The sequence below is a fragment of the Burkholderia sp. AU15512 genome (genome assembly GCF_002223325.1).
Lineage (GTDB): Bacteria > Pseudomonadota > Gammaproteobacteria > Burkholderiales > Burkholderiaceae > Burkholderia.
Map to the genome: position 1 here is coordinate 2,457,027 of NZ_NKEX01000006.1, position 23,222 is coordinate 2,480,248.

The following is a 23,222-nucleotide window of genomic DNA, read 5'->3' on the forward strand; positions in this document are numbered from 1 at the left end:
GGTTGAATCTTGCGAGCATCCGCGATCAGACGGCGGAGAAACAGTTGTCGACGAACAGGTGCGTGCCGTTGACGAAACTCGACTCGTCGGACGCGAGGAACAGCGCGGCGGCCGCGACTTCCGACGGCTCGCACAGGCGGCCTTGCTGAACCGCGATCGCCGCCTCGGTCGCGTCGACGCCCATCGCCTGCAGGTCCTTCAGTTCGCGCATCCCGTGCGGCGTGCGAATGAACCCCGGTGCGAGCGCGTTGCAGCGAATGCCGCGGTCGCGATACTCGACCGCAATCGCCCGCGCGAACATGTGGCACGCGCCCTTGGTCGCGTCATACAGCACCTCGCCCGGCGTCGCGCACACCGCGGAAATCGATGACGTACAGACGATGCTGCCCCGCCCCTTCTCCAGCATCTGCGGCAGCACCGCTTGCGTCATCAGGAACATGCTCTTCACGTTCACGCCCATCAGCCAGTCCCATTCCGATTCCTCGATGTCGAGGAACGGTTTGACGATCAGCGTGCCGGCGTGATTGAACAGGATGTCCGCGTTGCCGTACTGCTCCCGTGCGGCGCGCGCCGCCTGCTGGACTTCCGCCTGCTTCGACACGTCGGCGCCGAGGCCGATCGCCTGCAGGCCCGCATCGCGCAGCCTGGACGCGAGCGTTTCGGCGGCGTCGCCGTCGCGGTCGATGATCGCGACCTTCGCGCCCTGGGCGGCGAACAGTTCCGACGCCGCGCCGCCGCAGCCGCCGGCGCCGCCGCTCACGATGGCGACCTTGCCGGCCAGGCGGCCGTCAATCTTGACATTCATGTTGCGTGCTCCATTCTGGTTCGTTCGGTCTGCTCAACTGAACAGCGTCCGCAGGTGATCGTTGAGGAAATAGCCTTCGGGGTCCACGCTGCGGCGCAGCGCGCGGAACGCTTCGGCCTTGGGGAACCAGCGATCGACGTCCTCGCGGTTCGTGAAATGCAGCTTGCCCCATTGAGGACGCGAGCCGTAGTCGCGCAGGATCGTGTCGACGTCCTTCAGGAACGGCCAATAGTCGACGCCGTTCGGGCCGCCCGAGCATGAAATCGTGACGCTGTCCTGGTGGTTGAACGGGCTGATCCACGCCGGATCGCCCTTCGTGAAGCGATATTCGACCGGGAAGATGCAGTCGCGGTGTTTCGTGAGGATCAGCTCGCGCACGCGGCGCAGCGCTTCCTTGCCGTGTTGCGCGGGCACTGCGTACTCGAGCTCGTGGAAGTTCGGCACGTAGTGGATCGCATAGACCTCCGAGCTATAGGCGATCTTCTCGTGCTCGCCTTCATGGAACGTGCGCGCGTCGGTGATATCCATCACCTTGATCTCGCACACGTCGTAGTCCTTCTTCGAATTCGACACCTTCGTGGTGTCGGGCAGGCAGTAGAGATCGCGGCTGGCCGACGTCGGGCACCAGAAGAAACCGAAATGCCGGTGCTTCGCGGCCAGGTCGTCGTACTGCTCCATCAGCGCGTCGAAGTCCTCGCGCCACACGCGGTCGTGCAGCCAGAACGCATCGGTCACCTGCAGCGTGATCTCCGACACCACGCCGAACATGCCGATGTTCACCTGCGTCGCATGCAGCAAGTCGAGGTCCTGCCGGTCGCTCACCTTCATGATCGAGCCGTCCGGGCGCACGATGCGCATCCCGACGACCTGCGACGACAGGTTGCCGAGCGTCGTCCCCGTGCCGTGCGTACCGGTGGCCAGCGCGCCGGCAATCGCCTGCGAATCGATGTCGCCCTGGTTGACGAGCGACAGGCCGAGTGCCTTCAGGTGCCGCGTCACCGCATTGATTTTGGTGCCGGCCTTCACGGTCACGCGCTTGCGCGCTTCGTCGACCTCCACGATGCCCTGGTAGTCCTGCAGCGACAGCAGCAGGCCGCTGGTGGCCACCACGGGCGTGAACGAGTGCCCCGACCCCGCGCACCGCACGTGCTTGCCTTGCCGCGTCGCGGCATGCACGAGTGCCGCGATCTCGGCCTCGCTGGTGGGCGACGCCAGGTGCGCGGCCACGCACGACTGATTGCCGACCCAGTTTCTCCAGGATCCGCCACGGGGAAGTTCCATCATGTCTCTCCAGCGTCGTATGGGTGCCAACGGTAAGGTACCGAAAGGTTTTCCACTATCGGATTTCGGCAAGTCAGGGTTTTGACGAGACGATGCCCGTCCGGTGCTTTTTGACCGGCGCGACGAGCGGCTACAATGAATCGATCCGGCCCGCCCGTTCCCGCCCTCCGCCCTCGATGACGCCGCCTGCCCACCCGAGCGATTTCTCCGGCGATCCGCTGTTCGCGCGAACGGTCGCGTTCTGCGCGTTCACCGACGTGGAAGAACAGGCGCGCGCGTTCGACGGCTGGAACATGAACTACACGCAGATCTCCGGTGGGCGATTTCACGGCTCGTCGTCGATCGTGTCGCTGGGCGGCATCAAGCTGCTGGTCGAGGATCTCGACAAGGTCATCCTGCAGCAAGGCGCGGTGCCGCCGGAGCGGATCGCCGTGGCCGTGCCACTGGAACTGGAAGGGCATGCGCGCCTGTGCGGCGAGAAGAGCGGGCGCGACAGCCTGCACGTGTTCTCGAGCCAGCCGGCATTCGAGTTCTATTCGCCCGACCGCCATCTGCTCGTGAACGTCGAGATCGAGCCGGAGAAGCTGTCGACGCAGGCGCTGCGCACGGTGGCCGCGTCGCTGCGCGCCCAAACCCATGCGCCGGTGATCCCGATGGCGACCGGTGTGGCCGATCATCTGCGCGACCTGCTGCGCCAGACACTGGCCACCGCCGTAAAAACCACCCGCATCGACGACGTGTCGACGCAGGACAGGATCGAACTGCTCGAACGCACCGTGCTGTACGCGATCTCGGAAGTGATGACGGCCACAACGCAAGGGGCCGGCGCACGGATCGTGCGCCCGACGAAGTACTGGTCGCTGGTCAATGCGGTGCGGGAGCGGCTGCAGGATGCATCGACCTGCCCGCTGTCGATCGCCGAGCTGTGCGTGGAACTCGGTGTGAGCCGGCGCACCGCGCAATACGCGTTCCAGGACACGTTGAACCTGAACCCGATCGCGTACCTGCGGGCCGTGCGGCTGAACCACGTGCGCCGCGAGCTGCGGCTCGGCGATTCCGTGACGACCGCGGCCACCAAGTGGGGCTTCTGGCACCTGAGCAGTTTTGCGCAGGACTATCGCGCGATGTTCGGCGAACTGCCGTCGGCCACCGCGAAGCGCTACGCGCGCCAGGCCACCTAGCGCCTGTCGTTCACGCTGTCGTTCATCTTCCAGCGGCCGGTGCGCAGGAATCCGCACCGGCCGCCGTCCTGCCTGCTACGTCACTCGTCCTGCTGTTCCTGCTGCGCCTGCACCTGCCGCTGCTGGATGAACTGCCGCACATCGCTCATCGTCACGCGGCCGGTGTGCTTCGCATCGATCTCGTCGAAGTGCTTCGACACGAAGCCGAGACCGCTGCTCTGCGCCTGCGCCTTCGTCACGGCCGCGCCGTTGCTCAGCACCGTATTGGCGCCGAGCCGCGCATCGACACGCTGCTGCGCCTGCTGCTGCAGCGTCGCGCCGGTCGACGGCAACACCGGCGCCGCTTTCGTGGCGGGAAAGAACGGACCGTCGACACCGCGCCCGCCGTGCGGCAGCTTCACCGGCGCCACCGCCTGCGGCGGCAACGCGTAGGCACTGCTCATCACGGCACCGACGACGATCAACGGAGACATACGCCGCATCATTTTGATTAGGGACATGATCACTCGCATTCAATGGATGAATAGAGGGTTCCTTTGACAAGGAGTCCGTCGCTCAGGCTCGCTCACGGGGCCGCCGCCAGCGTCGTCCCGGCGGTCGCGCCCGGGACGCTGCCGGTCGGCACGCTCGGCGGGTTTTCATCCGGCCACGGCGGCGGCAGCGTGTGCAGCGTCAGTGCCGTCGGAATCCGCGCACCCTTGTAGAACGTCTTCAGATCCCGCTTCATCTGCGGACGGGCGACGTCGTCCAGGTAGATCATGTGGCCGCCCTGGAAGAAGTTCACCTGCAGCTTCGGATTCAGGCCCTTCACCGTCTGCAGCCGCGCGAGTTGCTTCTCGGTGTTGAAGAACGGCGTCGCGAGATCGTGGAAGCCGTTCTCCGCGAGCACGCGAAGCTTCGGGTTGAGCTGCAGCGCACCGAGCAGATCGGGGATCGTGTCGGGCATCGGCTGGCCGTCGTGCGTGAAGTCCCAGACGCCGATGATGTTGTCGTTCAGCGGGAGGTACGTCGCGTTCGGTGCGGTGTAGCCGAGGTAATCCGGCATCTGCGTCGCGAGCGCGTTCGTGAACGGCTGCGAAATCAGGATGTCGGACGGGTCGCCGTCGTTCTGCAGGCGCGGATCGGAATTCGGCAACGACACGCGTCCGTCATACCGGCCGATCGTCGTCCCGGGCAAGAGGCTCGTGCCGAACGGATTCGCGTTGAAGTAGCCGCGCAGCGCCTGTTGCGTGAGGCTCGACGGGATCGACCACAGCCTGAGCGTCGCATCGCTCGGGAACACCGGCGTGCCGAGCGCATCCGGAATGCCGAGCTGGCTCAACACCCACGACTGCGAATACTTCTGCAGCTGGTTGTAGATCAGCGTCGTGAACAGTTCCGTCTGCAGTGCGTACAGATCGGCGTTCACCGGTGCCGGCGACACCTGGTTGAAGTACGCCGCGACCGCCGCATAACCCGGCAGGTAGCCGGCCACGGTATCGGTTTCGAGCAGTAGCCCCTCCGTCGACTGCGTGATCGCGACGGCTTCCACCGCATCCGCGAAGTAGTTCAGGATCGCCGACTGCAGCACGATGCCCGTCAGGTGCACGCCGGCCGATTCGAGCGCCAGCGCGAGCATGTCGGTACGCGGCGTGCCGTACGATTCGCCGTACAGGTAGATCGGCGACGTGCCGCGGCTGTTGACGTTCAGGTAGCGCTGGATGAAGTCGCGCATGATGTTCACGTCCGCGTCGGAGCCCCAGTACTTCTGGTTGGTGTTCGGCAACACGGCTTCCGACAGCCCGGTGCCGGGCGGGTCGATGAACACGAGGTCGGTGGTGTCGATCAGGCTCTCGGCGTTGTCGACGAGCGGATAGTTCGGCCAGTTGCTGCCGAACAGCGGATCGGGCGTGGCCACGCGGGTCGGCGCGAACGAGCCGAGCCGCAGCCAGATCGACGACGAGCCGGGGCCGCCGTTATAGACGAACGTGACGGGGCGCGGCTTGCCGTTCGTGCTCGGCGCGGTGTACGCGACATACGACATCGACGCTTCCGCATTGCCGTTCGCGTCTTGCGCGGTCAGGTGGCCGGTGGTCGTCGTGTAGTTGACGGTCGTGCCGCCGTTCTTCCACTGGTAATGCATGACGGCGGTTTTCTCGGACACCTGCCCGGGGGCCAGGCCGTCGGTCGCATTCATCGAATACGCGACCGGGTCGACGTACGGCTGGTTGGCCGGTGTCTGCCCGGCCGCCTGTTGCGCGCTCGCCTGCTGGCTGGCGGTGGCCTGCGCGAGGCTCGACGCACCGACGGACGACGAATCGTCGCCGCCGCATGCCGCGAGCGCCAGTGTCATGACGGTCAATGCACCTAGCCCGGCCAACCGGCCGTGACGGCCACGGCGGCTGCCGGTACAGCTCCTGTCTGGTTTCATCTCTGTCCTTTGATTCGGATACCGTTTCACACAGGCCGCCAACGCCTGCGGAACGCGCAGGCGAACCCGCCACTCGCGTTGCACGGTCGGCAGTCGGCGGTTGGGGATTGGACTTCCAAGAGACTGAACTTGATACAGACACAGCAAACTGCTGGCGAGAATGGTGCTCGGACGCCCCCTGCAGTTTGGACAACTTTTATATGACCCAAATTTACGACAACACAAAAATAGGCGGTGCTGCGCCGCGTTGTCAAAGATCATTCGGATATTAAAAAACCCGCAATGATGCTAACGGCGGACAGTGTCTGGCAATTGAAAGAAAACGGGATTATTCGCGCATTGCGCGCTCTAACGACAATAATCCGCCGAATTTGCCGCCTTTATCGCACAACCGGCAATCCTTTACCGACGTTGATGTTGCGCCTCGAAAGCCTTCAGATCACCGGAATTATTCTTTCATTTTAATTACCTGAGATCGATTAATTCAGCGTGACGGCATGCATGGGCCGCCATTCAATGATTCAAGTCACTTCAACCATTCTTCAAGCGATGCGCTTATCCGCATCGTGTCATCCATAAAATACCGATTTATCGAATTCCCATAAATTAAGTGGAATTATTTACCCTTTCCCCTGCCAGCGCTTCCAATAGGCAAGAAGCGCGACATGCAGCCTCGCCGCACGCCGCGCTTCTTCCGCATTCAATCCGCCATTACTTCCCGCCGCCCGGCAGCGCGATATCGATCAGCACCGGATCGTGATCCGACGAGCGATACGCATCCGGCGCGTAGAACGTCTTCTGCTGCTCCGCCGACTTGTACGCAAGCGTGTACTGCAGCGCGAGCGGCTCGTCCGCGTTGATGTGCCATTCGTGCACGGCCTTCACGTGCGATGCGAGCGGCAGCGTCGCGAGCGCGTGATCGAGGTAGCCGGCTTCGCCGTTGTACACGTAGCTGTACGCATTCGCGCCGATCCAGCGCGCGACGAGGTTGCGGTAGCCGCGCGATTCGAGCGTGCGGATCGGGTCTTCGTACGTGTAGCTGTTGAAGTCGCCGATCAGCAGCACGCCCTGGCCGGCGACGCCCGTCGGGTTGCCGGCGAGCCAGTCGGCCACCTTCGCCGCCGCACGCGTGCGCGTCGGGTTCCAGCAGCCCTGGCCGTCGCCCTGGTCGAGATCGTCGTTCGCGGCGTCCGGGCAGTTCTTCGACTTCAGGTGGTTGACCGCCACCGTCAGCGACTGCTTGTTGCCGTTGATCAGCCGGAACGACTGCGCGAGCGGCTGGCGGTTCTTGTCGTCGATCGCGAGCGTCGCCGCGCGGCCGACCGGTTCGACCTTGCGGCTGTCGTAGATCATCGCGACCGTGATCGCATCGCCACCGAGGCGCGACACGCCCGGATCGACGACGCGCCATTGGGTGCCGAGCTTCGCCGCGAGCTGGCGCACCGCGCTCAGTTCGCCGTAGCCGTTGTTCTGGATTTCCATCAGGCCGATCACGTCGGCGTCGATCGCCTTCAGCGCGCTGACGATCTTCGCTTCCTGGCGCTGGAATTCCTGGAAGTTCTTCGCGCCGCGGTTGTTCGGATCGTCGAAGCCGCCGCCGAGACCGTTGCCGTTGAAGTAGTTCAGCACGTTGAACGACGCGACGCGCAGGTTCGATTTCGGATCGCGCGCCGGTGCGTGGGTGCGCGGGTTCGTGCGTGCGTCGAATGCCGGCACGGCGGCGCCCGGCAGCGGCTGCACGCGCCATGCGCCGTAGCGCACTTCGAGCACGCCTTCGACGTCGCGCACCGTGTAGCCCGCGCGCAGCGTGTTCGCGGCCGACAGGCCCGGGGCCGGATACGGCACGGTCGCGGGGTTCTGCTTGTTCGAGCCGTCGTCGAGGATCAGGCGATTTCGTGCGTTCGCCTCGATCTGCGTCTGCGCCTGCGCGGGCGGCACAACGCTCGTCGGCGTGCGCAGGCGGCCGTTGCTGAGCATCACGCTGCCGTAGCGGCCGAGCTCGTAGGAGTCGGTGACGTTCAGCGTCTGCGGCAGGCGCACCCGCATCCCTTCATACGCGGCGAACGCGTTCGGGCTGTCGACCGGCAGCGTGAGCGTCACGGGCGTGACGATCTGGTTGTTCGCGCACACCGCGATCGCGCCCGACTGCGTGAGCTGCGTCTGGCCGTACTTCTCCTCGACCTTGCCCGTCACGTGCACGAGGTCGCCCGCTTTCGCCCGCACCTTCGGCGCGTAGACGAACAGGCCTTCCGACACGCCCGGCTGGTTGCGGCGCTGCGCGTCGGCCTGCTGGACGAAGAAGCCGCCGAAGCCGTCCGTGCCGCCGAAATCGGCAGTGACGACCGCCTCGATCGACACGTTCTGGCCGGCGAGCGGCGACGGCGCGCCCGGACCCTGGATATCGGCGATCGGCGTCGTGCTGCCGCCGCAGTTCGGGCTGACGGGCGCGGCCGTGGCGGCGAAAGCCGGCGCGGCGAGCGTCGGGAGCAGCAATAGCGGGGTGATGAGGCGGATTGTCGAGCGCATGACGGGGAATCCCGGTTGTGAGGGTGGCGAAAGCTTAGCGGCGCTCAATGACAGTTTTTGGTAATCGAAAGACAGGCTGATGTAATTGTCGTTATCACACCGCGATCGCCGTCGAGCGTGCGTTTACGCCTGAAAAAGCGGGGAAATCGTCTGATGAAAATCCACCGTGACCGTGACGATTGCCCCGCGTGGTCTTGCTGCGCGGCTCCGCGCCGCCACGCTACACCGTGCCCGGCAACGCGCTCGACACGAGCACGGCCGCGACCATCAGCACGCCGCCCAGCACCACCGCTTCGATCTGCAACACTGTGCCGAACCGTTTCAACGAACTGGCCGGCATCGAGGCGGCCGGATCCTTCAACGCGGCCAGCAACGTTGGCATCCCGAAGAAGCGGTTGTGTCCGCCGAGCGCCGCCGCGATCAGCACGAGCGCGAGCTTCAGCAGCAGGATCTGCCCGTACGCCGATGCAAGCAGATTGGCGGGCGTATCGACGCCGCGCCAGCCGTTGTACGCACCGGTCGCGAACAGCACGATCAATGCGTAGGTCGACGCATCGGATAGCGACTGCACGAACGATGCGCCGGTCGTGCGTTCGCTTGCGGGCATCGCTGCAAGCCTCGGCATCACGCCGAATGCCGTCACGAGCACGAGCCCGACCCATGCGCTGATCGCCAGCAGATGCAGCCAGTCGATCCACACCGGCACGCTGAACAAGCCGGCATCCACCGGATGCCCGCCGTTGCTGCGTGCGAGCGCGACGCAGGCCAGCGCGGCCCACATCGCGAACGGCAAGCGCCTATCGTTCGCACACCGGACGAACGACAGCACCACGACGACGAGCATGAACACCGCGCCGGCCAGCCACGCATGACCGAAGCCGGTGCCCGCGAGCATCGCGCAGACGGCCGGCCCCGCTTCGAGCAACGACACCTCGCTCATCAGCGCGCAGTGCGCCCAGAACGCGGTGATGCTTGCGAGCAGCGAGATGACGGACGCGATGCGCAGCGTCGCGCCGAGCCGCCGCGCGATGCCGTGCTGCCACGCCGACGCGCCGCGCGCGAGCCAGTGGCGGCCGAGCAGCGCGCCGACGACGACGGCGAACCCGGCGTTCTGGATCGCCACCGATACGAGCCGCAGGAGACCGATGACGCCGTCGTTCACCCCTTCACCCTGAACGTGTAGGTGCCTTTCGTGCGATGCGCGTCGGCCGTCATCGCCACCCACTGCACCGTGTACGCGCCGGGCGCGAGCTTCGGCATCGCGACGGTCATCACGCGCGGGTTCGCCGCATCGACCTTTGCCTTGTCCTGCGTGACGGCGTTGCCGTTCGCATCCGACACCTTCACCGAGCTGAACGCCGGTTCGAGGTCTTCGTTGAACGTGAGCCGCACCGTGTCGGGCGCGGTGTCGACCGTGCTGCCTGTCGCCGGTGCCGCGCTTTCCAGCTTGCCGTGTGCGGATGCCGCGATCGGTGCGGCGGCGAGCATCGCACCGGTCGCGACGATCGCGGCCAGCCGCGTGAGGGTCGTGATCTTCATGGACACGCTCCGCGTCACGGCTTCTTCAGTTCGACGACGGTCAGCGCGCCGTCCACGTCTTCCGCGACGAAGTCGATCTTGTCGCCCGCTTTCACCTGCGACAGCATCGCCGGGTCCTTCACCTTGAACACCATCGTCATCGCATCCATCCCGAGGTTGTCCAGCGGGCCGTGCTTGATCGTCAGCTTGCCGGCAGCCGTATCGACCTTGCGGATTTCGCCGTGCGACATGCCCGACGTCGCCGCAGCCGCCTGCTTTGTGCCGCCGCTCATGTCCATGCCGGCCATGTCGCCGGCCGCATACGTCGCCGCGGAAAACGCCAATGCCCAACCCGTTGCCATCAAAACCAGTCCCTTCTTCATCGTGTCGACTCCCAGTGAATGAAACGAAACCGGCGGCCGCATGCACGCAGCCGCCGCATGCTGCTGCTCAGCCGTCCGGCAGTTCGCCGGTGTACTCGTACGCGACGGTGCCCTTCGGATGTTTGAACCAGCCCGGGTCGCGATAGTCGTGGCGGCCGAGCCCCTGCCGCACCTTGCAGACCGTGAACATGCCGCCCATCTCCAGCGGCCCGAACGGGCCCGTGCCCGTCATCATCGGCAGCGTGTTGTCGGGCAGCGGCATCTCCATGCCGCCCATCGCGCCGCCGGTGCTGCCCATCGCCATGTAGTCGGGCACGAGCTTGCCGATGCGCTGCGCGAGATCCTTCTGCGGCACGCCGATCAGGTTCGGCACCTGGTGGCCCATCGCATTCATCGTGTGATGCGACTTGTGGCAATGGAATGCCCAGTCGCCCGGGCGATCGGCGGTGAACTCGATCGCGCGCATCTGGCCCACCGCGACATCGGCGGTCACTTCCGGCCAGCGCGCGGCCGGCGGAATCCAGCCGCCGTCGGTGCCCGCGACTTCGAAGCTGTAGCCGTGCAGGTGGATCGGGTGGTTCGTCATCGTCAGGTTGCCGAAGCGAATCCGCACGCGATCGCCCGCGCGCACCGGCAGCGGATCGATGCCCGGGAACACGCGCGAATTGAAGGTCCACATGTTGAAGTCGGTCATCTCGTTCACGCGCGGCGTGTAGCTGCCCGGATCGATGTCGTATGCGGCGAGCAGGAACACGAAGTCGCGATCGACCGGCATCGTGCCGCGATCCTTCGGATGCACGATGAACATGCCCATCATTCCCATCGCCATCTGCACCATCTCGTCGGCGTGCGGGTGATACATGAACGTGCCGTGCGCTTCCAGCTGGAACTCGTAGACGAAGGTCTTGCCGGGCGGGATATGCGGCTGCGTGAGGCCGCCGACGCCGTCCATCCCGTTCGGCAGCCGCAGCCCGTGCCAGTGGATCGTCGTGTGCTCGGGCAGCCGGTTGGTCACGAAGATGCGTACCTTGTCGCCTTCGACGGCCTCGATCGTCGGGCCCGGCGACTGGCCGTTGTAGCCCCACAGGTTCGCGTTCATGCCGGGCGCCATCTCGCGCACGACGGGCTCGGCCGTCAAGTGGAACTCCTTCCAGCCGTTCTTCATCCGCCACGGCAGCGTCCAGCCGTTGAGCGTCGCGACGGGCGTGTACGGGCGGCCGTTCGGCGGCACGAGCGGCGGCTGCGTGCCGGTTTTCGCCATCGTGGGCGCTTCGGGCAGCGACGCGGCGCCGGCCTTGCTGACCATCGCGGCGCCCAGCAGCGCGGCGCCCGAGCCGCTGAGAAATTGTCGACGGGACACCATGTCAATGACCTTCCGGATGCGGTTGTGTCGCGGGCGCCGGTTGCGCCGCGGATGAAGAAGCCGGCCGCGGCGCAGCGTCGGCGTGTGAAGGGGCGTCGGGTTGGGTGGATGGCGTCGCGCGCGGCGTGGCACCGTCGGACGGCAGCCGGCCTCCGACGGCCATCTGCAGATCGGTTTCGGCGAGCCAGTAATCCTTCAGCGCATCGATGTAGCCGTTGACCGCGCCGACCTGTTCGCGTGCATCGGCCAGCAGCTCGAACACGCTCGCGAGCATCCCGTTGTAGCGCAGCAGGAGTTCGTCGGAGATCGTCTTGCGCAGCGGCACGACTTCGTCGCGATAGTGGGTCGCGACGTCGTAGCTCGTCACGTACGCCGCATACGACTCGCGCACGTCGGAGCGCGCGTCGATGGCCGTTTTCGCGAGCCGGTTCGCCGATTGCATGTAGACGGCCTCGGCGCGCGCGACCTTCGCGCCGCCCCAGTCGAACAGCGGAATCTCGACGCTGATCTCGTAGCCGTGCTCGTGACCCTTGCCGGTCTCGTAGTCGTTCACGTAGCCGAGGTCGACCGCATTGACGAAGCGCGTCGCCTTGCTCAGGCCGAGCGACGACGCGACGCCCTGCGTCTGCAGCTTCGCGGCCTGGATGTCGAGGCGGTTGCTCATCGCGAACCGTTCGAGATCGGGCAGGTTCGGCCGCGCGTTCGGCAGGTCGGGCAAGCGCTCTGGCAGCGCGTATCGCGTGCGTTCGCCCCACAGGCCCATCGCGCGCGTGAGCTTCTCGCGCGCGGCGACGGCCTGCTGGCGCGTCTTCGCGTGCTGCGCAACCGCATCGGCATGGAACGCCTGTTCACGCGCGTAATCGAGGCGGCTGAAGTTGCCGGCCTGCCGCATGCGCAGCGCGAGTTCGGCGGCCGCGCTCGCGGCATCGCGCACCTGTTGCGCATAGTTCGCGGCCTGCTCGGCCGCGACGGCCTCGACGTACGCACGGCGTGCGTCGGCTGCGACCTTCAGCATCGCGTCGGCGGTTTCGAGCTTGGTCTGCTCGAAACGGCGGCGTTCGATGTTCGTCGCGAGCGGCATCGTCAGCAGCGCGAACACGTTCGCCGAGAACGTGCGGCCGAGCGTCAGCTCGCCGTCGCCGGCACGGGTGCGGCTGAACGCGAAGCGCGGGTTCGGCAGCCGGCCAGCCTGGACCAGATCGGCTTCCGACAGCCCCAGTTCCGCATATGACGCCTGCAGCCCGCGGTTGTTCAGCAGCGCGACCTGCACCGCGTCGTCCATCGACAGCGGCTTTGAAAGCAGCTCCTTCGTGCGCTTGTCGACGGCTTCGCGGTCGGCGTCGGTCTTGATCACCACCGCGTCTTTCCCGATGCGCTCCGACGCGGCGGAAGACACCGCGTCGAAGCCACCGTCCTTCGAAAACGTCGTGCAGCCGGCGAGGAAGGCCAGCACGGCCGCGGCCGCGCCAATCCTCGGCGATATCGCAAGCATCGTCATTGCGCGGCGCCTCCGTGCTTCGAATGCGTGGCGCCGCTTCCGGCCGCGCCGCCCGTCGCACGGCCCTTCGCGGGCCGTGCCATCACGTCGCGGTTCAGTTGTTTCCAGCCCGGGCCTTCGTCGTCCCGATACGGCCGGTAGCCGTCGAATGCGGAGGTCACTGTGATATCCGGCACGGCCACGGTGGCATCCGCCGGATCGGGCAGCGGGGTTTGCGCTGGCGCGAGCGACGGCACGAGGGCCGCCGCGCTCAACAGCGCCGCAGTAATGAATCGCATGAATGGGTCTCGTCACGAGTCGTCCGGCGGCCTTGATACCGCCGCCGGAACGGATTGCAGAGCGCGGCCGGTCGAGGCCGCGGGCAGGGTCTAGACGAGAAGCCGGCGCGGCGGCCTGTCGATGCCGCCAGTCAGGAACGACACGACGACGGGCGCCGAAGCGAAAGAGACGAGCGCGATACCGATACCCGACGCAACGGACATCACGGGAAGATCCGCCATGCCGGTGCCGAAGCAGCAGGATCCGCATGCGGAACATGGCTGTGCATGTCGCGCATGATCGCCGCGCGCGTGCTCGTCTTTATGCTGGCCACCATGCGCGCTCGGCATCGCACGCGGCGCGACCGCGTCATCGTCGCTTGCTCCGTCCCCCGCGTGCGGCATTGCCGCGACCGCCCCCGCGCACGCCATCGACACAGCCGCGAACGACTGGATCGGCAGGCTCAGCGCCAGCAGCACGACGACGAGGAATTTGCGCCAGTACGACATGGATGCGAAATCACGCAGACAACGACCGGATGGGCCGGCGCAGCGCCGCGACGGCGCGCTCCGGGGACACGACGGCCGCAGCTTATCGTCGCCGCGGTGACGACGACATGGCCGAAACATGACCGGCATTTCATGACAATTCCGTCATCCGGCGGTCACCCTTCGCGCACGCACGGCGCCGTAAGCTCACGCGTTACACTGACCGGCTGGAATCACGGATGACTCACGGACAGCCTGCCTCACCATGCGAATACTGATAGTCGAAGACGAACCCAAGATGGCGTCGTACCTCCGCAAGGGGCTGATGGAGGCGAGCTACACGGTCGACGTCGCGGAAAACGGCAAGGACGGGCTGTTCCTCGCGCTGCACGAGGAGTTCGATCTCGTCGTGCTCGACGTGATGCTGCCGGAAATGGATGGTTTCGAGGTGCTCAAGCGGCTGCGCGCACAGAAGCAGACACCCGTGCTGCTGCTCACGGCGCGCGAGGCGATCGAGGACAAGGTCGCCGGGCTCGAGCTGGGCGCCGACGACTACCTGCTCAAGCCGTTCGCGTATGCCGAGTTCCTCGCGCGCATCCGCTCGCTGCTGCGGCGCGCGCCGCGCAACGTGCGCGACATCCTGCAGGTCGCCGATCTCGAAGTCGACCTGATCCGCCGCCGCGTGCGGCGCGCCGACACCCGCATCGACCTGACCGCGCAGGAATTCGCGCTGCTGCAGTTGCTCGCCGAACGCGAGGGGGAAGTGCTGACGCGCACCTTCATCACGTCGCAGATCTGGGACATGAATTTCGACAGCGACACGAACGTCGTCGATGCGGCGATCAAGCGCCTGCGCGCGAAGATCGACAACGCGTATGAGAAGAAGTTGATCCACACGATCCGCGGGATGGGCTACGTGCTCGAGGATCGTTCGTGACGCGCCGCCCTGGCGCGTATTCGCTGCTGCGGCGGCTGACGCTCGCGTTCGCCGTCGTCGCCGCGCTCGTGTTCGCGCTGACCGGCGCGTACCTGTATCGCTCGCTGTCCGCCGAGCTGACGCGGCGCGACGACATCGAGATTTCCGGCAAGCTCAACCAGTTCCTGCAGCTTGCACACGCGAGCGGATCGATCGCCGCGCTGCGCGCTGATCCGGCCGTGTTTCATGAGGTGCTGCTGTCGCATCCGGGCGTGTATCTCGGCATCTACGATGCGCAGAACCGCGCGCTCGTCGAGCATTCCGACGAAGCCGGCAATACGCTGGCGTCGGTGATCGCGGCACCGCATCCGGCCAGCCGAGCCCGCGAGCCGTTCACCTGTTCGCCGCCCGGCATCGGCACGTCGCGTTGCGTGTACGCACGCGAAACGCTGCCGTCCGGCGACGCGATCCAGGTCGCGCTCGCGCGCACGGCGACCGATCGCCAGTCGCTGCTCGAAAGCTATCGCGTCGACATCTGGCTCGCGGCGGCCGTGGGCGCGCTGCTGGTCGGCGCGCTCGGCTATGCGGTTGCGTCGCGCGGCCTGCGCCCGGTCGAGAGTCTCGGCCGGCAGACGTCGCGCATCGAGGCGCACAACCTGAACGCACGGCTCGACGCGCGCGGCGGCCCGGTCGAGCTGCGTGAACTCGCGACGTCGGTCAACCGGATGCTCGACCGCCTCGAACGCGCGTTCGTGCGGCTGTCGCAGTTCTCGTCCGATCTCGCGCACGACATGCGCACGCCGCTCGCCAACGTGATCAGCGCGTCGCAGGTCACGCTGTCGCGCGCGCGCACGACCGAGGAATACGAAGCGCTGATCGATTCGAACATCGAGGAATGCGAACGGTTGCAGCGGATGATCGAGAACATGCTGTTTCTCGCGCGCACCGACAACGCCCGGCAGCACCTGAAGACCGCCGAGCTCGATGCGGGCAGCGAGCTGCGCCGGCTCGCGTCGTATTTCCAGGCGCTGGCCGACGAAGCCGGCGTGCGGATCGACGTGCGCGGCGAAGCGCCGGTCGTCGCCGATGCGACGCTGTTCCGGCGTGCCGTCAGCAACCTTACGTCAAACGCGCTCGAACATGCGGAGGCCGCGTCGACGATCGAGCTCTCGGTGTCGGCGCAAGGCCGCTACGCGGTCGTCGAAGTCACGAATCGCGGCACCGCGATTCCGCCCGAACAGGTCGACAAGATCTTCGAACGCTTCTACCGGATCGATTCGTCGCGGCACGGCGCGGCGCGCAACGCGGGGCTCGGGCTCGCGATCGTGAAGTCGATCATGGAGCTGCATCGCGGCAAGGTCGAGGTCGCGAGCCGCGACGGGCGCACGACGTTCGCGCTTCATTTTCCGCGGGGCACGGATAGCTAGACCGTTCACCGCCTTCCGGCTAGTGCTCCTGAGCGGCGGCAAATGACGCGCGAATGCACACGAGCAACACGATGGTCACCGCGCTGAACACGGCCCCTGCGTAGAACGTCGCCGCCGCCCCCACCCGGTCCCACAGGATGCCCGCGACGACACTCGACACGAGCGTCACCACGCCGCTGAGCAGGTTGAACACACCGAACGCCGTGCCTCTCAATGCTGACGGCGCGGCATGCGCGACCATCGTCGCGAGCAACCCCTGCGTCATCCCCATATGGAGCCCCCACAACGCAACACCGACGAGAACGGTTCCCCAATGCGTGCCGTGTGCGAGCACGATATCGGCGGCGAGCAACAGGACGAGCCCGGCCACCATCAGCGTCTTGTGGCTCGTCGTGTCGGCGAGCTTGCCGAATGGGTAGGCCGACAAGGCGTACACGACATTCATCGCCACCATCACGAGCGGCACGAGCGCGACGGGCACGCCGCTGCCCATCGCGCGCAGCACCAGGAACGCCTCGCTGAAGCGGGCCAGCGCGAACACGGCGCCGACGGCGACGACCCACCAGTAGCGCGCGCCGAGCTGCGCGACGACATCGCGGCGGATCGGGTTGACGCGCGGCTCGCCCGGCGCACGCGCCGGCTCTTCGATGCCGAACGCGAGCAACGCCACGGCCAGTACGCCGGGAATCACGGCCAGCCAGAATGCGAGGCGGAAATCGTCGTGCCACCCCAGCATGATGACGACGGCCAGAAGCGGCCCGAGGAACGCGCCCACCGTATCGAGCGACTGTCGCAGCCCGTAGGCGGCGCCGCGCAGGTGGACGGGGGTGACATCGGCCACCAGCGCATCGCGCGGCGCACCGCGGATTCCCTTGCCGATCCGGTCGACGATCCGCGCCGTCACGACGACGCCGAGCGTCGGCGCGATCGCGAACAGCGGCTTGCTGAGCGCGCCGAGCCCGTATCCGGCGACCGCCAGCCATTTGCGATTGCGCAGGTAGTCGCTCAGCGTGCCGGAGAACACCTTGACGACCGGCGACGTCGCCTCGGCGATCCCCTCGATGACGCCGATCGCGGTCGCGCTCGCGCCGAGCCCCGCCATCAGGAACATCGGCAACAGGCTGTGGATGATTTCCGACGACACGTCCATCAGCAGGCTGACGCAGCCCAGCACCCAGACACTGCGCGGAATCTGGCGAAGAACGCCGGTCGACGGTTCGGTCTGCATGGGTCGCTCCCGGTTCAGGAATCCCGACACGGGATGCCGGTGATACTACTGCAGTCCGGTGGCACGACCGCGCATGCCGGCCCGCGCTATTCCCCCGTCTCGCGCCGGATCTTCGCCTGGCGGCGATGGCGGTCGTTCAGTATCTGGTGCCGGCGATGATCGGTCAGTTTCTTCCAGTCGCGTGCCTCGTCGCGCGTCCTCAAGCAGCCCGTGCAGAATCCGGTGCGGCCATCGAACGCGCACAGCTCGATACACGGCGATTTCACGGCCACGGTCAGGCAGCCGTTGCCGGCGTCATCACTTCGACGGTTACGTGCGACACGCCGCCGAAGCCTTCGACCAGTGCATGGTAGAAGCGCGCGTCGCGCGCCGCATCGACGGTCTCGACCGACACGATCGCGCTCATGTGGCCGGGGCCGACCCGCCACACGTGAAGATCGTTGACCTTGTCGCCAAACGCCTCGATCGCGTGACGTACGCGCTCCGCCAGCTTGCGGTCGACATTGACGTCGAGCAGGATGCCGCCCGTATCGCGCATCAGCCCGTACGACCAGTTCGCGATGACGAGCGCGCCGACGATGCCCGCGACGGGGTCCATCCAGACCCAGCCGAAAGCCCGCGCGAGCAGCAACCCGATAATGGCCAGCACCGACACCGCGGCATCGGCGATCACGTGAACGTAGGCCGACCGGATGTTGTGATCGCGGGCCGCCGCAGCGTGCGCGCCTTCATGATGATCGTGTTCGACGAACGTCAGCGCGTGCTCGTTGCCGTTGAGCGTCACGATCGCCTCGAACGCATGGGGCTCGGGAATGGTCTCCCGCGATTCCAGGAAGCCGTTGCGCGCCACCATCGTGAAATGCTGTCGCGACTGGTCGGGACGGACAGTCGTGATCGATGCAAGCACCCCGTCGACGCTCGACTCGCCTGTGGCAGGCGCGATCCGGAACATCGGCGGCACACCGTCCTCGAACACCGATACGTCGAACACGCCGGCTGTCGAGAACACCCGCATGGCCTCATCCGCGTGATCGTCGTGCGCGCGGCCGTGGCCGTGGCCGTGGCCGTGGCCGTGCCCATGATGGTGGCCGTGATCGTGCCCGTGATGCCCGCCGCTCAGCAGCCACACGCTCGCGAGGTTGACCGCGAGACCCAGCACAGCGATCGGAATCGCCTCGCCAAAATGGATCGGTACCGGCGCCAGCAACCGCGCAACCGCCTCGTAGCCGATCAGGATCGCGATCATCGCGAGCACGATCGCGCTCGTGAACCCGGCCAGGTCGCCCAGCTTGCCGGTGCCGAACACGAAGCGCGGATCGTCGGCATGCCTGCGCGCATAGGTATAGGCCAGCGCGGCGATCAGCATCGCGCCTGCGTGCGTCGACATGTGCAGCCCGTCGGCGACGAGCGCCAGCGACCCGAACAGCGTGCCGCCGACGATCTCGACCATCATCATCGCCGCGCACAGGCCGATCACCATCCACGTCCGCCGCTCGTTCTGCTCGTGCGCGGCGCCAAGGAAGATATGGTCGTGCCCCGCGCCGAACGCATCATTCGTGAAATTGCTCATGCTCCACCCCGATCACTTGAAATAGCTGTGCACCACGTCGATCAGCTGCTCGGTCGCGCTGCCTTCGTGCTCATCCGGCCCATGTGCATCGACCATGTGCTCGCGAATGTGATCTTCCAGCACGACGGCCAGCAGCCCGTTCATCGCGCCGCGACAGCTCGTGATCAATTGCAGCACCTCGTTGCAGCCGCGCTCGTCCCCGAGCGCGCGCTCGATCGCCTCGACCTGGCCCTTGATACGGCGCACGCGGTTCAGCAGCTTCTGTTTTTCACGAACGGTATGACTCATCGATGACGGACTCCTGCATAGGGAGGGGGAGTATAGCTCCGGAAGGCTGCCCCTATAGGGGAGAGGGGTATATTTTTTGAGATGAAGGCTTGCCGAAAGCAATTCGCCCGGCTAGACTGCCCTTCGTCTTTGGGGAGTAGCCTGCTTTCCGTCCCCGGAAAGCGATCGTGTCAACACACTCGGCCTGCGGCCGTGGCACGATCAGCCTGATTGGCCTGGCGAGACCATGGGCGCATCGCGTCGTTCCTGGTCGGACGTCGGCGGATGCGCCATGGTTCGTCAGCGTCCGACCACGGAGTCCCCATGTCCCACACCGCCCTCTCCCCGCGTTTCGCCGCCGTCCGCGCGCATGCCTGCCGAGGTGCCGCATGACTCTCATGTTTGTCGAACTGGCGTTCATGCTGGTCGTCATCCTCATCGCCGCCGAGGTCTTCACCAACGCGCTCGAACATCTCGGCGAGCGCCTGAAGATTTCCGAAGGCGTCACCGGTTCGCTGTTCGCGGCCGTCGGCACCGCGCTGCCCGAAACGATGGTGCCGCTGCTCGCGCTCGCCGGCGGCACCGCGAACCAGGCCGTGAACGAGGAGATCGGCGTCGGCGCGATTCTCGGCGCGCCGCTGATGCTCGCGACGCTCACCACCTTCCTGATGACGCTCGCCGTGATCCGCTCGCGCGGGCTGCGCGGCACGATCGCGCCCGAACGCACGGGCTTCGTGCGCGACATGAACTACTTTCTCGCCGCGTTCTCGCTGGCCACCGCCGCGATGTTCGTCCCGCATCACAACGGGGCCGTGCGTGCGTTGCTCGCGGCGATGCTGGTGGGCATCTACGTGATGTATGTCGTGATGACGTTCCGGGCGTCGACCCAGCTCGTCGATGCCGGGCACGGCACCGAGGCGCCGCACACGATGTTCCTGTCGCGCCTGGGTGTGCCGACCAACCTCGCGACGATCGCGCTGCAACTGCTCCTCGGCGTCGCGCTGCTGGTCGGCGGGGCGAAGGGTTTCATTCACGGCGTGGAAGGCGTGTCGCACGCGCTGGGCGTATCGGCGCTGCTGCTGTCGCTGATCATCGTGCCGATCGCGACGGAACTGCCGGAGAAGGTCAACAGCGTGCTGTGGATCCGCCGCGGGAAGGACACGCTCGCGTTCGGCAACATCACCGGCGCGATGGTGTTCCAGGGCACGCTGCTGCCGGCGATCGGCATCATGCTGACGCCGTGGGAGCCGCGTCCCGAAGTGCTGACCGGCGTGATCATCACGCTCGCGGCGGCGGCGTGGCTGCGCGTCAATGCGCGCACGCGCGGGCTCGCGATCTGGGCGTTGCTCGCGAACGGCGCGGGGTATGCGGGGTATCTGTTCCTGACGCTGGCGCGCTGAACTTGCTCGACGGACTCAACGGACGCGCCGGGCACGATCCCGCTGCCCGGCGCGAACGACGCATCGTCGCGCCGCCGGCCCGCAAGCGATTCAGATGCGCGTCTGGTTCACACGCTGCGACAGTTGCTCGGCGCTTTCCTTGCGCTCGCTGTACCGGTCAGTCAGATACGCGCCGACGTCGCGCGTCAGCAGCGTGAATTTGACCAGCTCCTCCATGACGTCGACGACCCGGTCGAAATACGCGGACGGCTTCATCCGGTCGTCGTCGCCGAATTCCATGAACGCCTTCGCGACGGACGACTGGTTCGGGATGGTCAGCATGCGCATCCAGCGTCCGAGCACACGCATCTGGTTGACCGCGTTGAACGACTGCGATCCGCCGCTGACCTGCATGACCGCCAGCGTCTTGCCCTGCGTCGGCCGCACCGCGCCGACCGACAGCGGAATCCAGTCGATCTGCGCCTTCATCACGCCGGTCATCGCGCCGTGCCGCTCGGGGGAGCACCACACCATGCCCTCCGACCATTGCACGAGTTCGCGCAACTCGGCCACCTTCGGGTGGTCGTCGGGCGCATCGTCAGGCAACGGCAAGCCGGCCGGATTGAAGATCCTGGCTTCGGCGCCCATCGCCGCCAGCAACCGCGCCGCCTCCTCGACCAGCAACCGGCTGAACGAGCGCGTGCGCAACGACCCGTAGAGCAACACGATTCGAGGCGGATGCGTCGACGGCCGCGCGGGTTGCAGCCGGCTCGCGTCCGGCATGCGAAACAGCGTGGCGTCGAGTTGCGGCAGATCGTTCAGTCGCTCAGACACGCTTGCCCTCCGCGTCGATCACGATTTCGCCGTCTTCCTTCGCAAACGGCCCCTTCTGCGGATCGGGCAGGATGTCGAGCACCTGCTCGGACGGACGGCACAGCCGCGTGCCGAGCGGGGTGACGACGATCGGGCGATTGATCAGGATCGGGTGAGCGGCCATGAAGCCGATCAGGTCGTCGTCGCTCCACTTCGGATTGTCGAGATCGAGTGCGTCATAGGGTGTCCCCTTGCGCCGCAGCACGTCGCGCACGGACACGCCCATCGCCGCGATCAGCGCGCGCAGCGCTGCCTGGCTCGGCGGCGCTTCGAGGTAAAGCACGACACGCGGCTCGACGCCGGCGTTGCGAATCATCGCCAGCGTGTTGCGCGACGTGCCGCAATCGGGGTTGTGATAGATCGTGATGTCGGTCATTTCCGGATTCCTGAATGGTTTCACGCGCACTCGTACCAGCGCTTCGAACGATTGACGACGCGCACGACGAGCAGCATCACCGGCACTTCGATGAGCACGCCGACGACGGTCGCGAGCGCGGCGCCCGAGTGGAAGCCGAACAGGCTGATCGCGGCGGCCACGGCCAGCTCGAAGAAATTGGACGCACCGATCAACGCCGACGGACACGCGATGCTGTGTTTTTCGCCGACGAGGCGATTGAGCCCATAGGCGAGCGCTGCGTTGAAGAACACCTGGATCAGGATCGGCACCGCGAGCAGCGCGATCACCAGCGGCTGCTTCAGGATCGCCTCGCCCTGGAACGCGAACAGCAGCACCAGCGTGGCCAGCAGCGCGACGATGGCCCACGGGCCGATCTTCGCCATCGCGCGGTCGAACGCCGCCGGCCCCTTCGCGAGCAATAGCCTGCGCCATACTTGCGCGAGGATCACCGGGATGACGATGTAGAGCACGACCGACGTGAGCAGCGTCGCCCAAGGCACCGTGATCGCGGACATCCCCAGCAACAGGCCCACCAGCGGCGCGAACGCGATCACCATGATGCTGTCGTTCAGCGCGACCTGCGACAGCGTGAACAGCGGATCGCCGCCCGTCAGCCGGCTCCACACGAACACCATCGCCGTGCACGGCGCGGCGGCCAGCAGAATCAGGCCGGCGATATAGCTGTCGATCTGGTCGGCGGGCAGCATCGGCGCGAATAGCTGCCGGACGAACAGCCAGCCGAGCAATGCCATCGAAAACGGCTTGACGAGCCAGTTCACGACGAGCGTCACGCCGATCCCCCGCACATGCTGCCGAACCTCATGCAATGCGCCGAAATCGACCTTGACCAGCATCGGCACGATCATCACCCAGATCAACAGCCCGACGGGCAGGTTGACCTGCGCGTATTCCATGCGGCCGATGTGCTGAAAGAGCCCGGGCAGCGCGTGGCCCAGCGCGATGCCGAGCACGATGCACAGCGCCACCCACACGCTCAGGTAGCGCTCGAAGAAGCCGATGACGGGCTGCGCCGCCACGGCTGGCGGTTGTGCAACGTCCGAGCCGGTCATGCGTCGCCTCTGCAGCAATCGGGCACCGTCGGCACGCCGCAGGCCGCGCCGGCGCAGCAGTTCTCGGTCAGGAACCCGATGAGCCCGCTCATCGATTCGAAATTCGCCGCGTAATAGATGAACCGGCCGTCCTGGCGCGCGGTGACCAGGTCGGCGTGCGACAGATCCTTCAGATGAAACGACAGGCTCGATGGCGACAGCCCGATCTGCTGGGCGATCGCGCCAGCCGGCAGCCCTTCGGGCCCGGCCACGACCAGCGCGCGAAAGATGGCCAGGCGCGCTTCATGAGCAAGCGCGCCCAAGGCGCGCACGACGAGATTGGAGTCCATGGCGCGAAGGATAGCGGCTTCATTTCAACATTTCAAGCATTGTTGAAATGAAGGT

24 protein-coding genes and 1 riboswitch are annotated in these 23,222 nt (G+C 66.3%); of the genes, 4 read left to right on the forward strand and 20 right to left on the reverse strand.

What is annotated here, in order from left to right; translation table 11 throughout:
• Positions 1-25: 25 nt before the first annotated feature.
• Both CFB43_RS30380 and CFB43_RS30385 read right to left on the reverse strand, forming a co-directional pair.
• Positions 26-805: an SDR family NAD(P)-dependent oxidoreductase gene (locus CFB43_RS30380; protein ID WP_089497793.1), complete on the reverse strand. Its 780-nt coding sequence runs from the start codon at positions 803-805 to the stop codon at positions 26-28.
• Between the two features lie 33 nt (positions 806-838).
• Positions 839-2,086 carry a D-arabinono-1,4-lactone oxidase gene (locus CFB43_RS30385; protein WP_089497794.1) on the reverse strand — a complete coding sequence of 416 codons (1,248 nt, stop codon included), beginning with the start codon at positions 2,084-2,086 and terminating at the stop codon, positions 839-841.
• A gap of 176 nt (positions 2,087-2,262) precedes the next feature.
• Here CFB43_RS30385 and CFB43_RS30390 point away from each other — a divergent pair, with 176 nt between their 5' ends.
• Complete coding sequence (locus CFB43_RS30390) at positions 2,263-3,267, forward strand: helix-turn-helix domain-containing protein (protein WP_089497795.1); 1,005 nt, start codon at positions 2,263-2,265, stop codon at positions 3,265-3,267.
• Positions 3,268-3,347: 80 nt separating this feature from the next.
• On the opposite strand, the gene CFB43_RS30395 is transcribed toward CFB43_RS30390, so the two are convergent.
• From CFB43_RS30395 to CFB43_RS30450, 10 genes are all read right to left on the reverse strand, one after another.
• Positions 3,348-3,740 carry a 2-oxoglutarate dehydrogenase gene (locus CFB43_RS30395; protein WP_226205357.1) on the reverse strand — a complete coding sequence of 131 codons (393 nt, stop codon included), beginning with the start codon at positions 3,738-3,740 and terminating at the stop codon, positions 3,348-3,350.
• 92 nt (positions 3,741-3,832) lie between these two features.
• Positions 3,833-5,677 (reverse strand): S10 family serine carboxypeptidase-like protein, encoded by a 1,845-nt coding sequence (locus CFB43_RS30400; RefSeq protein ID WP_089497797.1) that lies wholly within the window; start codon positions 5,675-5,677, stop codon positions 3,833-3,835.
• Positions 5,678-6,388: 711 nt separating this feature from the next.
• On the reverse strand, positions 6,389-8,203 hold the full coding sequence (locus tag CFB43_RS30415; protein ID WP_089497798.1) for an ExeM/NucH family extracellular endonuclease: 1,815 nt from the start codon (positions 8,201-8,203) through the stop codon (positions 6,389-6,391).
• A 220-nt stretch (positions 8,204-8,423) separates the two neighbouring features.
• On the reverse strand, positions 8,424-9,365 hold the full coding sequence (locus CFB43_RS30420; RefSeq protein ID WP_089497799.1) for a CopD family protein: 942 nt from the start codon (positions 9,363-9,365) through the stop codon (positions 8,424-8,426).
• Positions 9,362-9,742, reverse strand: a complete 381-nt coding sequence (gene copC, locus CFB43_RS30425; protein ID WP_089428408.1) for a copper homeostasis periplasmic binding protein CopC — start codon at positions 9,740-9,742, stop codon at positions 9,362-9,364. The genes CFB43_RS30420 and copC overlap by 4 nt, the downstream gene beginning before the upstream one ends.
• A 14-nt stretch (positions 9,743-9,756) precedes the next feature.
• Positions 9,757-10,104 (reverse strand): copper-binding protein, encoded by a 348-nt coding sequence (locus tag CFB43_RS30430; RefSeq protein ID WP_089498198.1) that lies wholly within the window; start codon positions 10,102-10,104, stop codon positions 9,757-9,759.
• 67 nt (positions 10,105-10,171) lie between these two features.
• Entirely contained in the window at positions 10,172-11,467 is a 1,296-nt protein-coding gene (locus CFB43_RS30435) for a multicopper oxidase family protein (RefSeq protein ID WP_089497800.1), read from the reverse strand.
• Position 11,468: 1 nt separating this feature from the next.
• Entirely contained in the window at positions 11,469-12,965 is a 1,497-nt protein-coding gene (locus CFB43_RS30440) for a TolC family protein (protein ID WP_089497801.1), read from the reverse strand.
• Positions 12,962-13,243 (reverse strand): hypothetical protein, encoded by a 282-nt coding sequence (locus tag CFB43_RS30445; protein ID WP_089497802.1) that lies wholly within the window; start codon positions 13,241-13,243, stop codon positions 12,962-12,964. The genes CFB43_RS30440 and CFB43_RS30445 overlap by 4 nt, the downstream gene beginning before the upstream one ends.
• A 90-nt stretch (positions 13,244-13,333) precedes the next feature.
• Positions 13,334-13,732 carry a hypothetical protein gene (locus tag CFB43_RS30450; protein WP_089497803.1) on the reverse strand — a complete coding sequence of 133 codons (399 nt, stop codon included), beginning with the start codon at positions 13,730-13,732 and terminating at the stop codon, positions 13,334-13,336.
• Between the two features lie 244 nt (positions 13,733-13,976).
• On the opposite strand from CFB43_RS30450, the gene CFB43_RS30455 reads away from it, so the two are divergent.
• Both CFB43_RS30455 and CFB43_RS30460 read left to right on the forward strand, forming a co-directional pair.
• Positions 13,977-14,648, forward strand: coding sequence for a heavy metal response regulator transcription factor (locus tag CFB43_RS30455; RefSeq protein WP_089497804.1), 672 nt, complete (start codon positions 13,977-13,979; stop codon positions 14,646-14,648).
• Positions 14,645-16,054: a heavy metal sensor histidine kinase gene (locus CFB43_RS30460; RefSeq protein ID WP_089497805.1), complete on the forward strand. Its 1,410-nt coding sequence runs from the start codon at positions 14,645-14,647 to the stop codon at positions 16,052-16,054. Before CFB43_RS30455 ends, CFB43_RS30460 begins: the two co-directional genes overlap by 4 nt.
• Before the next feature lie 19 nt (positions 16,055-16,073).
• Here CFB43_RS30460 and CFB43_RS30465 read toward each other — a convergent pair whose 3' ends face one another.
• From CFB43_RS30465 to CFB43_RS30480, 4 genes are all read right to left on the reverse strand, one after another.
• Positions 16,074-17,282, reverse strand: a complete 1,209-nt coding sequence (locus CFB43_RS30465; protein WP_089497806.1) for an MFS transporter — start codon at positions 17,280-17,282, stop codon at positions 16,074-16,076.
• 86 nt (positions 17,283-17,368) lie between these two features.
• Positions 17,369-17,554: a DUF1289 domain-containing protein gene (locus tag CFB43_RS30470; protein WP_089428416.1), complete on the reverse strand. Its 186-nt coding sequence runs from the start codon at positions 17,552-17,554 to the stop codon at positions 17,369-17,371.
• Between the two features lie 2 nt (positions 17,555-17,556).
• Positions 17,557-18,852, reverse strand: coding sequence for a CDF family Co(II)/Ni(II) efflux transporter DmeF (dmeF, locus tag CFB43_RS30475; protein WP_089497807.1), 1,296 nt, complete (start codon positions 18,850-18,852; stop codon positions 17,557-17,559).
• Positions 18,853-18,864: 12 nt separating this feature from the next.
• Positions 18,865-19,140: a metal/formaldehyde-sensitive transcriptional repressor gene (locus CFB43_RS30480; RefSeq protein ID WP_089428418.1), complete on the reverse strand. Its 276-nt coding sequence runs from the start codon at positions 19,138-19,140 to the stop codon at positions 18,865-18,867.
• Between the two features lie 119 nt (positions 19,141-19,259).
• Positions 19,260-19,434, forward strand: a riboswitch (yybP-ykoY riboswitch).
• A gap of 74 nt (positions 19,435-19,508) precedes the next feature.
• Between CFB43_RS30480 and CFB43_RS30485 the strand changes: the two genes are divergently transcribed.
• A complete protein-coding gene (locus tag CFB43_RS30485; protein WP_089497808.1) occupies positions 19,509-20,519 on the forward strand; it encodes a sodium:calcium antiporter in 1,011 nt (336 codons plus the stop codon).
• Positions 20,520-20,609: 90 nt separating this feature from the next.
• On the opposite strand, the gene arsH is transcribed toward CFB43_RS30485, so the two are convergent.
• From arsH to CFB43_RS30505, 4 genes are read right to left on the reverse strand one after another with little or no spacing between them, the layout of a single operon-like run.
• Positions 20,610-21,332: an arsenical resistance protein ArsH gene (arsH, locus tag CFB43_RS30490; RefSeq protein ID WP_089497809.1), complete on the reverse strand. Its 723-nt coding sequence runs from the start codon at positions 21,330-21,332 to the stop codon at positions 20,610-20,612.
• On the reverse strand, positions 21,325-21,747 hold the full coding sequence (arsC, locus tag CFB43_RS30495; RefSeq protein WP_089497810.1) for an arsenate reductase (glutaredoxin): 423 nt from the start codon (positions 21,745-21,747) through the stop codon (positions 21,325-21,327). The genes arsH and arsC overlap by 8 nt, the downstream gene beginning before the upstream one ends.
• A 20-nt stretch (positions 21,748-21,767) precedes the next feature.
• Positions 21,768-22,838: an ACR3 family arsenite efflux transporter gene (arsB, locus tag CFB43_RS30500; RefSeq protein WP_089497811.1), complete on the reverse strand. Its 1,071-nt coding sequence runs from the start codon at positions 22,836-22,838 to the stop codon at positions 21,768-21,770.
• On the reverse strand, positions 22,835-23,167 hold the full coding sequence (locus tag CFB43_RS30505; protein WP_089497812.1) for an ArsR/SmtB family transcription factor: 333 nt from the start codon (positions 23,165-23,167) through the stop codon (positions 22,835-22,837). Before CFB43_RS30505 ends, arsB begins: the two co-directional genes overlap by 4 nt.
• Positions 23,168-23,222: the final 55 nt, after the last annotated feature.

Excerpts from the sequence above, each read along its gene's own strand:
- CFB43_RS30380 (WP_089497793.1), bottom strand. The coding sequence starts at position 805 with ATGAATGTCAAGATTGACGGCCGCCTGGCCGGCAAGGTCGCCATCGTG.
- CFB43_RS30385 (WP_089497794.1), bottom strand. The coding sequence starts at position 2,086 with ATGGAACTTCCCCGTGGCGGATCCTGGAGAAACTGGGTCGGCAATCAG.
- CFB43_RS30390 (WP_089497795.1), top strand. The coding sequence starts at position 2,263 with ATGACGCCGCCTGCCCACCCGAGCGATTTCTCCGGCGATCCGCTGTTC.
- CFB43_RS30395 (WP_226205357.1), bottom strand. The coding sequence starts at position 3,740 with ATGTCTCCGTTGATCGTCGTCGGTGCCGTGATGAGCAGTGCCTACGCG.
- CFB43_RS30400 (WP_089497797.1), bottom strand. The coding sequence starts at position 5,677 with ATGAAACCAGACAGGAGCTGTACCGGCAGCCGCCGTGGCCGTCACGGC.
- CFB43_RS30415 (WP_089497798.1), bottom strand. The coding sequence starts at position 8,203 with ATGCGCTCGACAATCCGCCTCATCACCCCGCTATTGCTGCTCCCGACG.
- copC (WP_089428408.1), bottom strand. The coding sequence starts at position 9,742 with ATGAAGATCACGACCCTCACGCGGCTGGCCGCGATCGTCGCGACCGGT.
- CFB43_RS30430 (WP_089498198.1), bottom strand. The coding sequence starts at position 10,104 with ATGAAGAAGGGACTGGTTTTGATGGCAACGGGTTGGGCATTGGCGTTT.
- CFB43_RS30435 (WP_089497800.1), bottom strand. The coding sequence starts at position 11,467 with ATGGTGTCCCGTCGACAATTTCTCAGCGGCTCGGGCGCCGCGCTGCTG.
- CFB43_RS30440 (WP_089497801.1), bottom strand. The coding sequence starts at position 12,965 with ATGACGATGCTTGCGATATCGCCGAGGATTGGCGCGGCCGCGGCCGTG.
- CFB43_RS30445 (WP_089497802.1), bottom strand. The coding sequence starts at position 13,243 with ATGCGATTCATTACTGCGGCGCTGTTGAGCGCGGCGGCCCTCGTGCCG.
- CFB43_RS30450 (WP_089497803.1), bottom strand. The coding sequence starts at position 13,732 with ATGTCGTACTGGCGCAAATTCCTCGTCGTCGTGCTGCTGGCGCTGAGC.
- CFB43_RS30455 (WP_089497804.1), top strand. The coding sequence starts at position 13,977 with ATGCGAATACTGATAGTCGAAGACGAACCCAAGATGGCGTCGTACCTC.
- CFB43_RS30465 (WP_089497806.1), bottom strand. The coding sequence starts at position 17,282 with ATGCAGACCGAACCGTCGACCGGCGTTCTTCGCCAGATTCCGCGCAGT.
- dmeF (WP_089497807.1), bottom strand. The coding sequence starts at position 18,852 with ATGAGCAATTTCACGAATGATGCGTTCGGCGCGGGGCACGACCATATC.
- CFB43_RS30480 (WP_089428418.1), bottom strand. The coding sequence starts at position 19,140 with ATGAGTCATACCGTTCGTGAAAAACAGAAGCTGCTGAACCGCGTGCGC.
- CFB43_RS30485 (WP_089497808.1), top strand. The coding sequence starts at position 19,509 with ATGACTCTCATGTTTGTCGAACTGGCGTTCATGCTGGTCGTCATCCTC.
- arsC (WP_089497810.1), bottom strand. The coding sequence starts at position 21,747 with ATGACCGACATCACGATCTATCACAACCCCGATTGCGGCACGTCGCGC.
- arsB (WP_089497811.1), bottom strand. The coding sequence starts at position 22,838 with ATGACCGGCTCGGACGTTGCACAACCGCCAGCCGTGGCGGCGCAGCCC.
- CFB43_RS30505 (WP_089497812.1), bottom strand. The coding sequence starts at position 23,167 with ATGGACTCCAATCTCGTCGTGCGCGCCTTGGGCGCGCTTGCTCATGAA.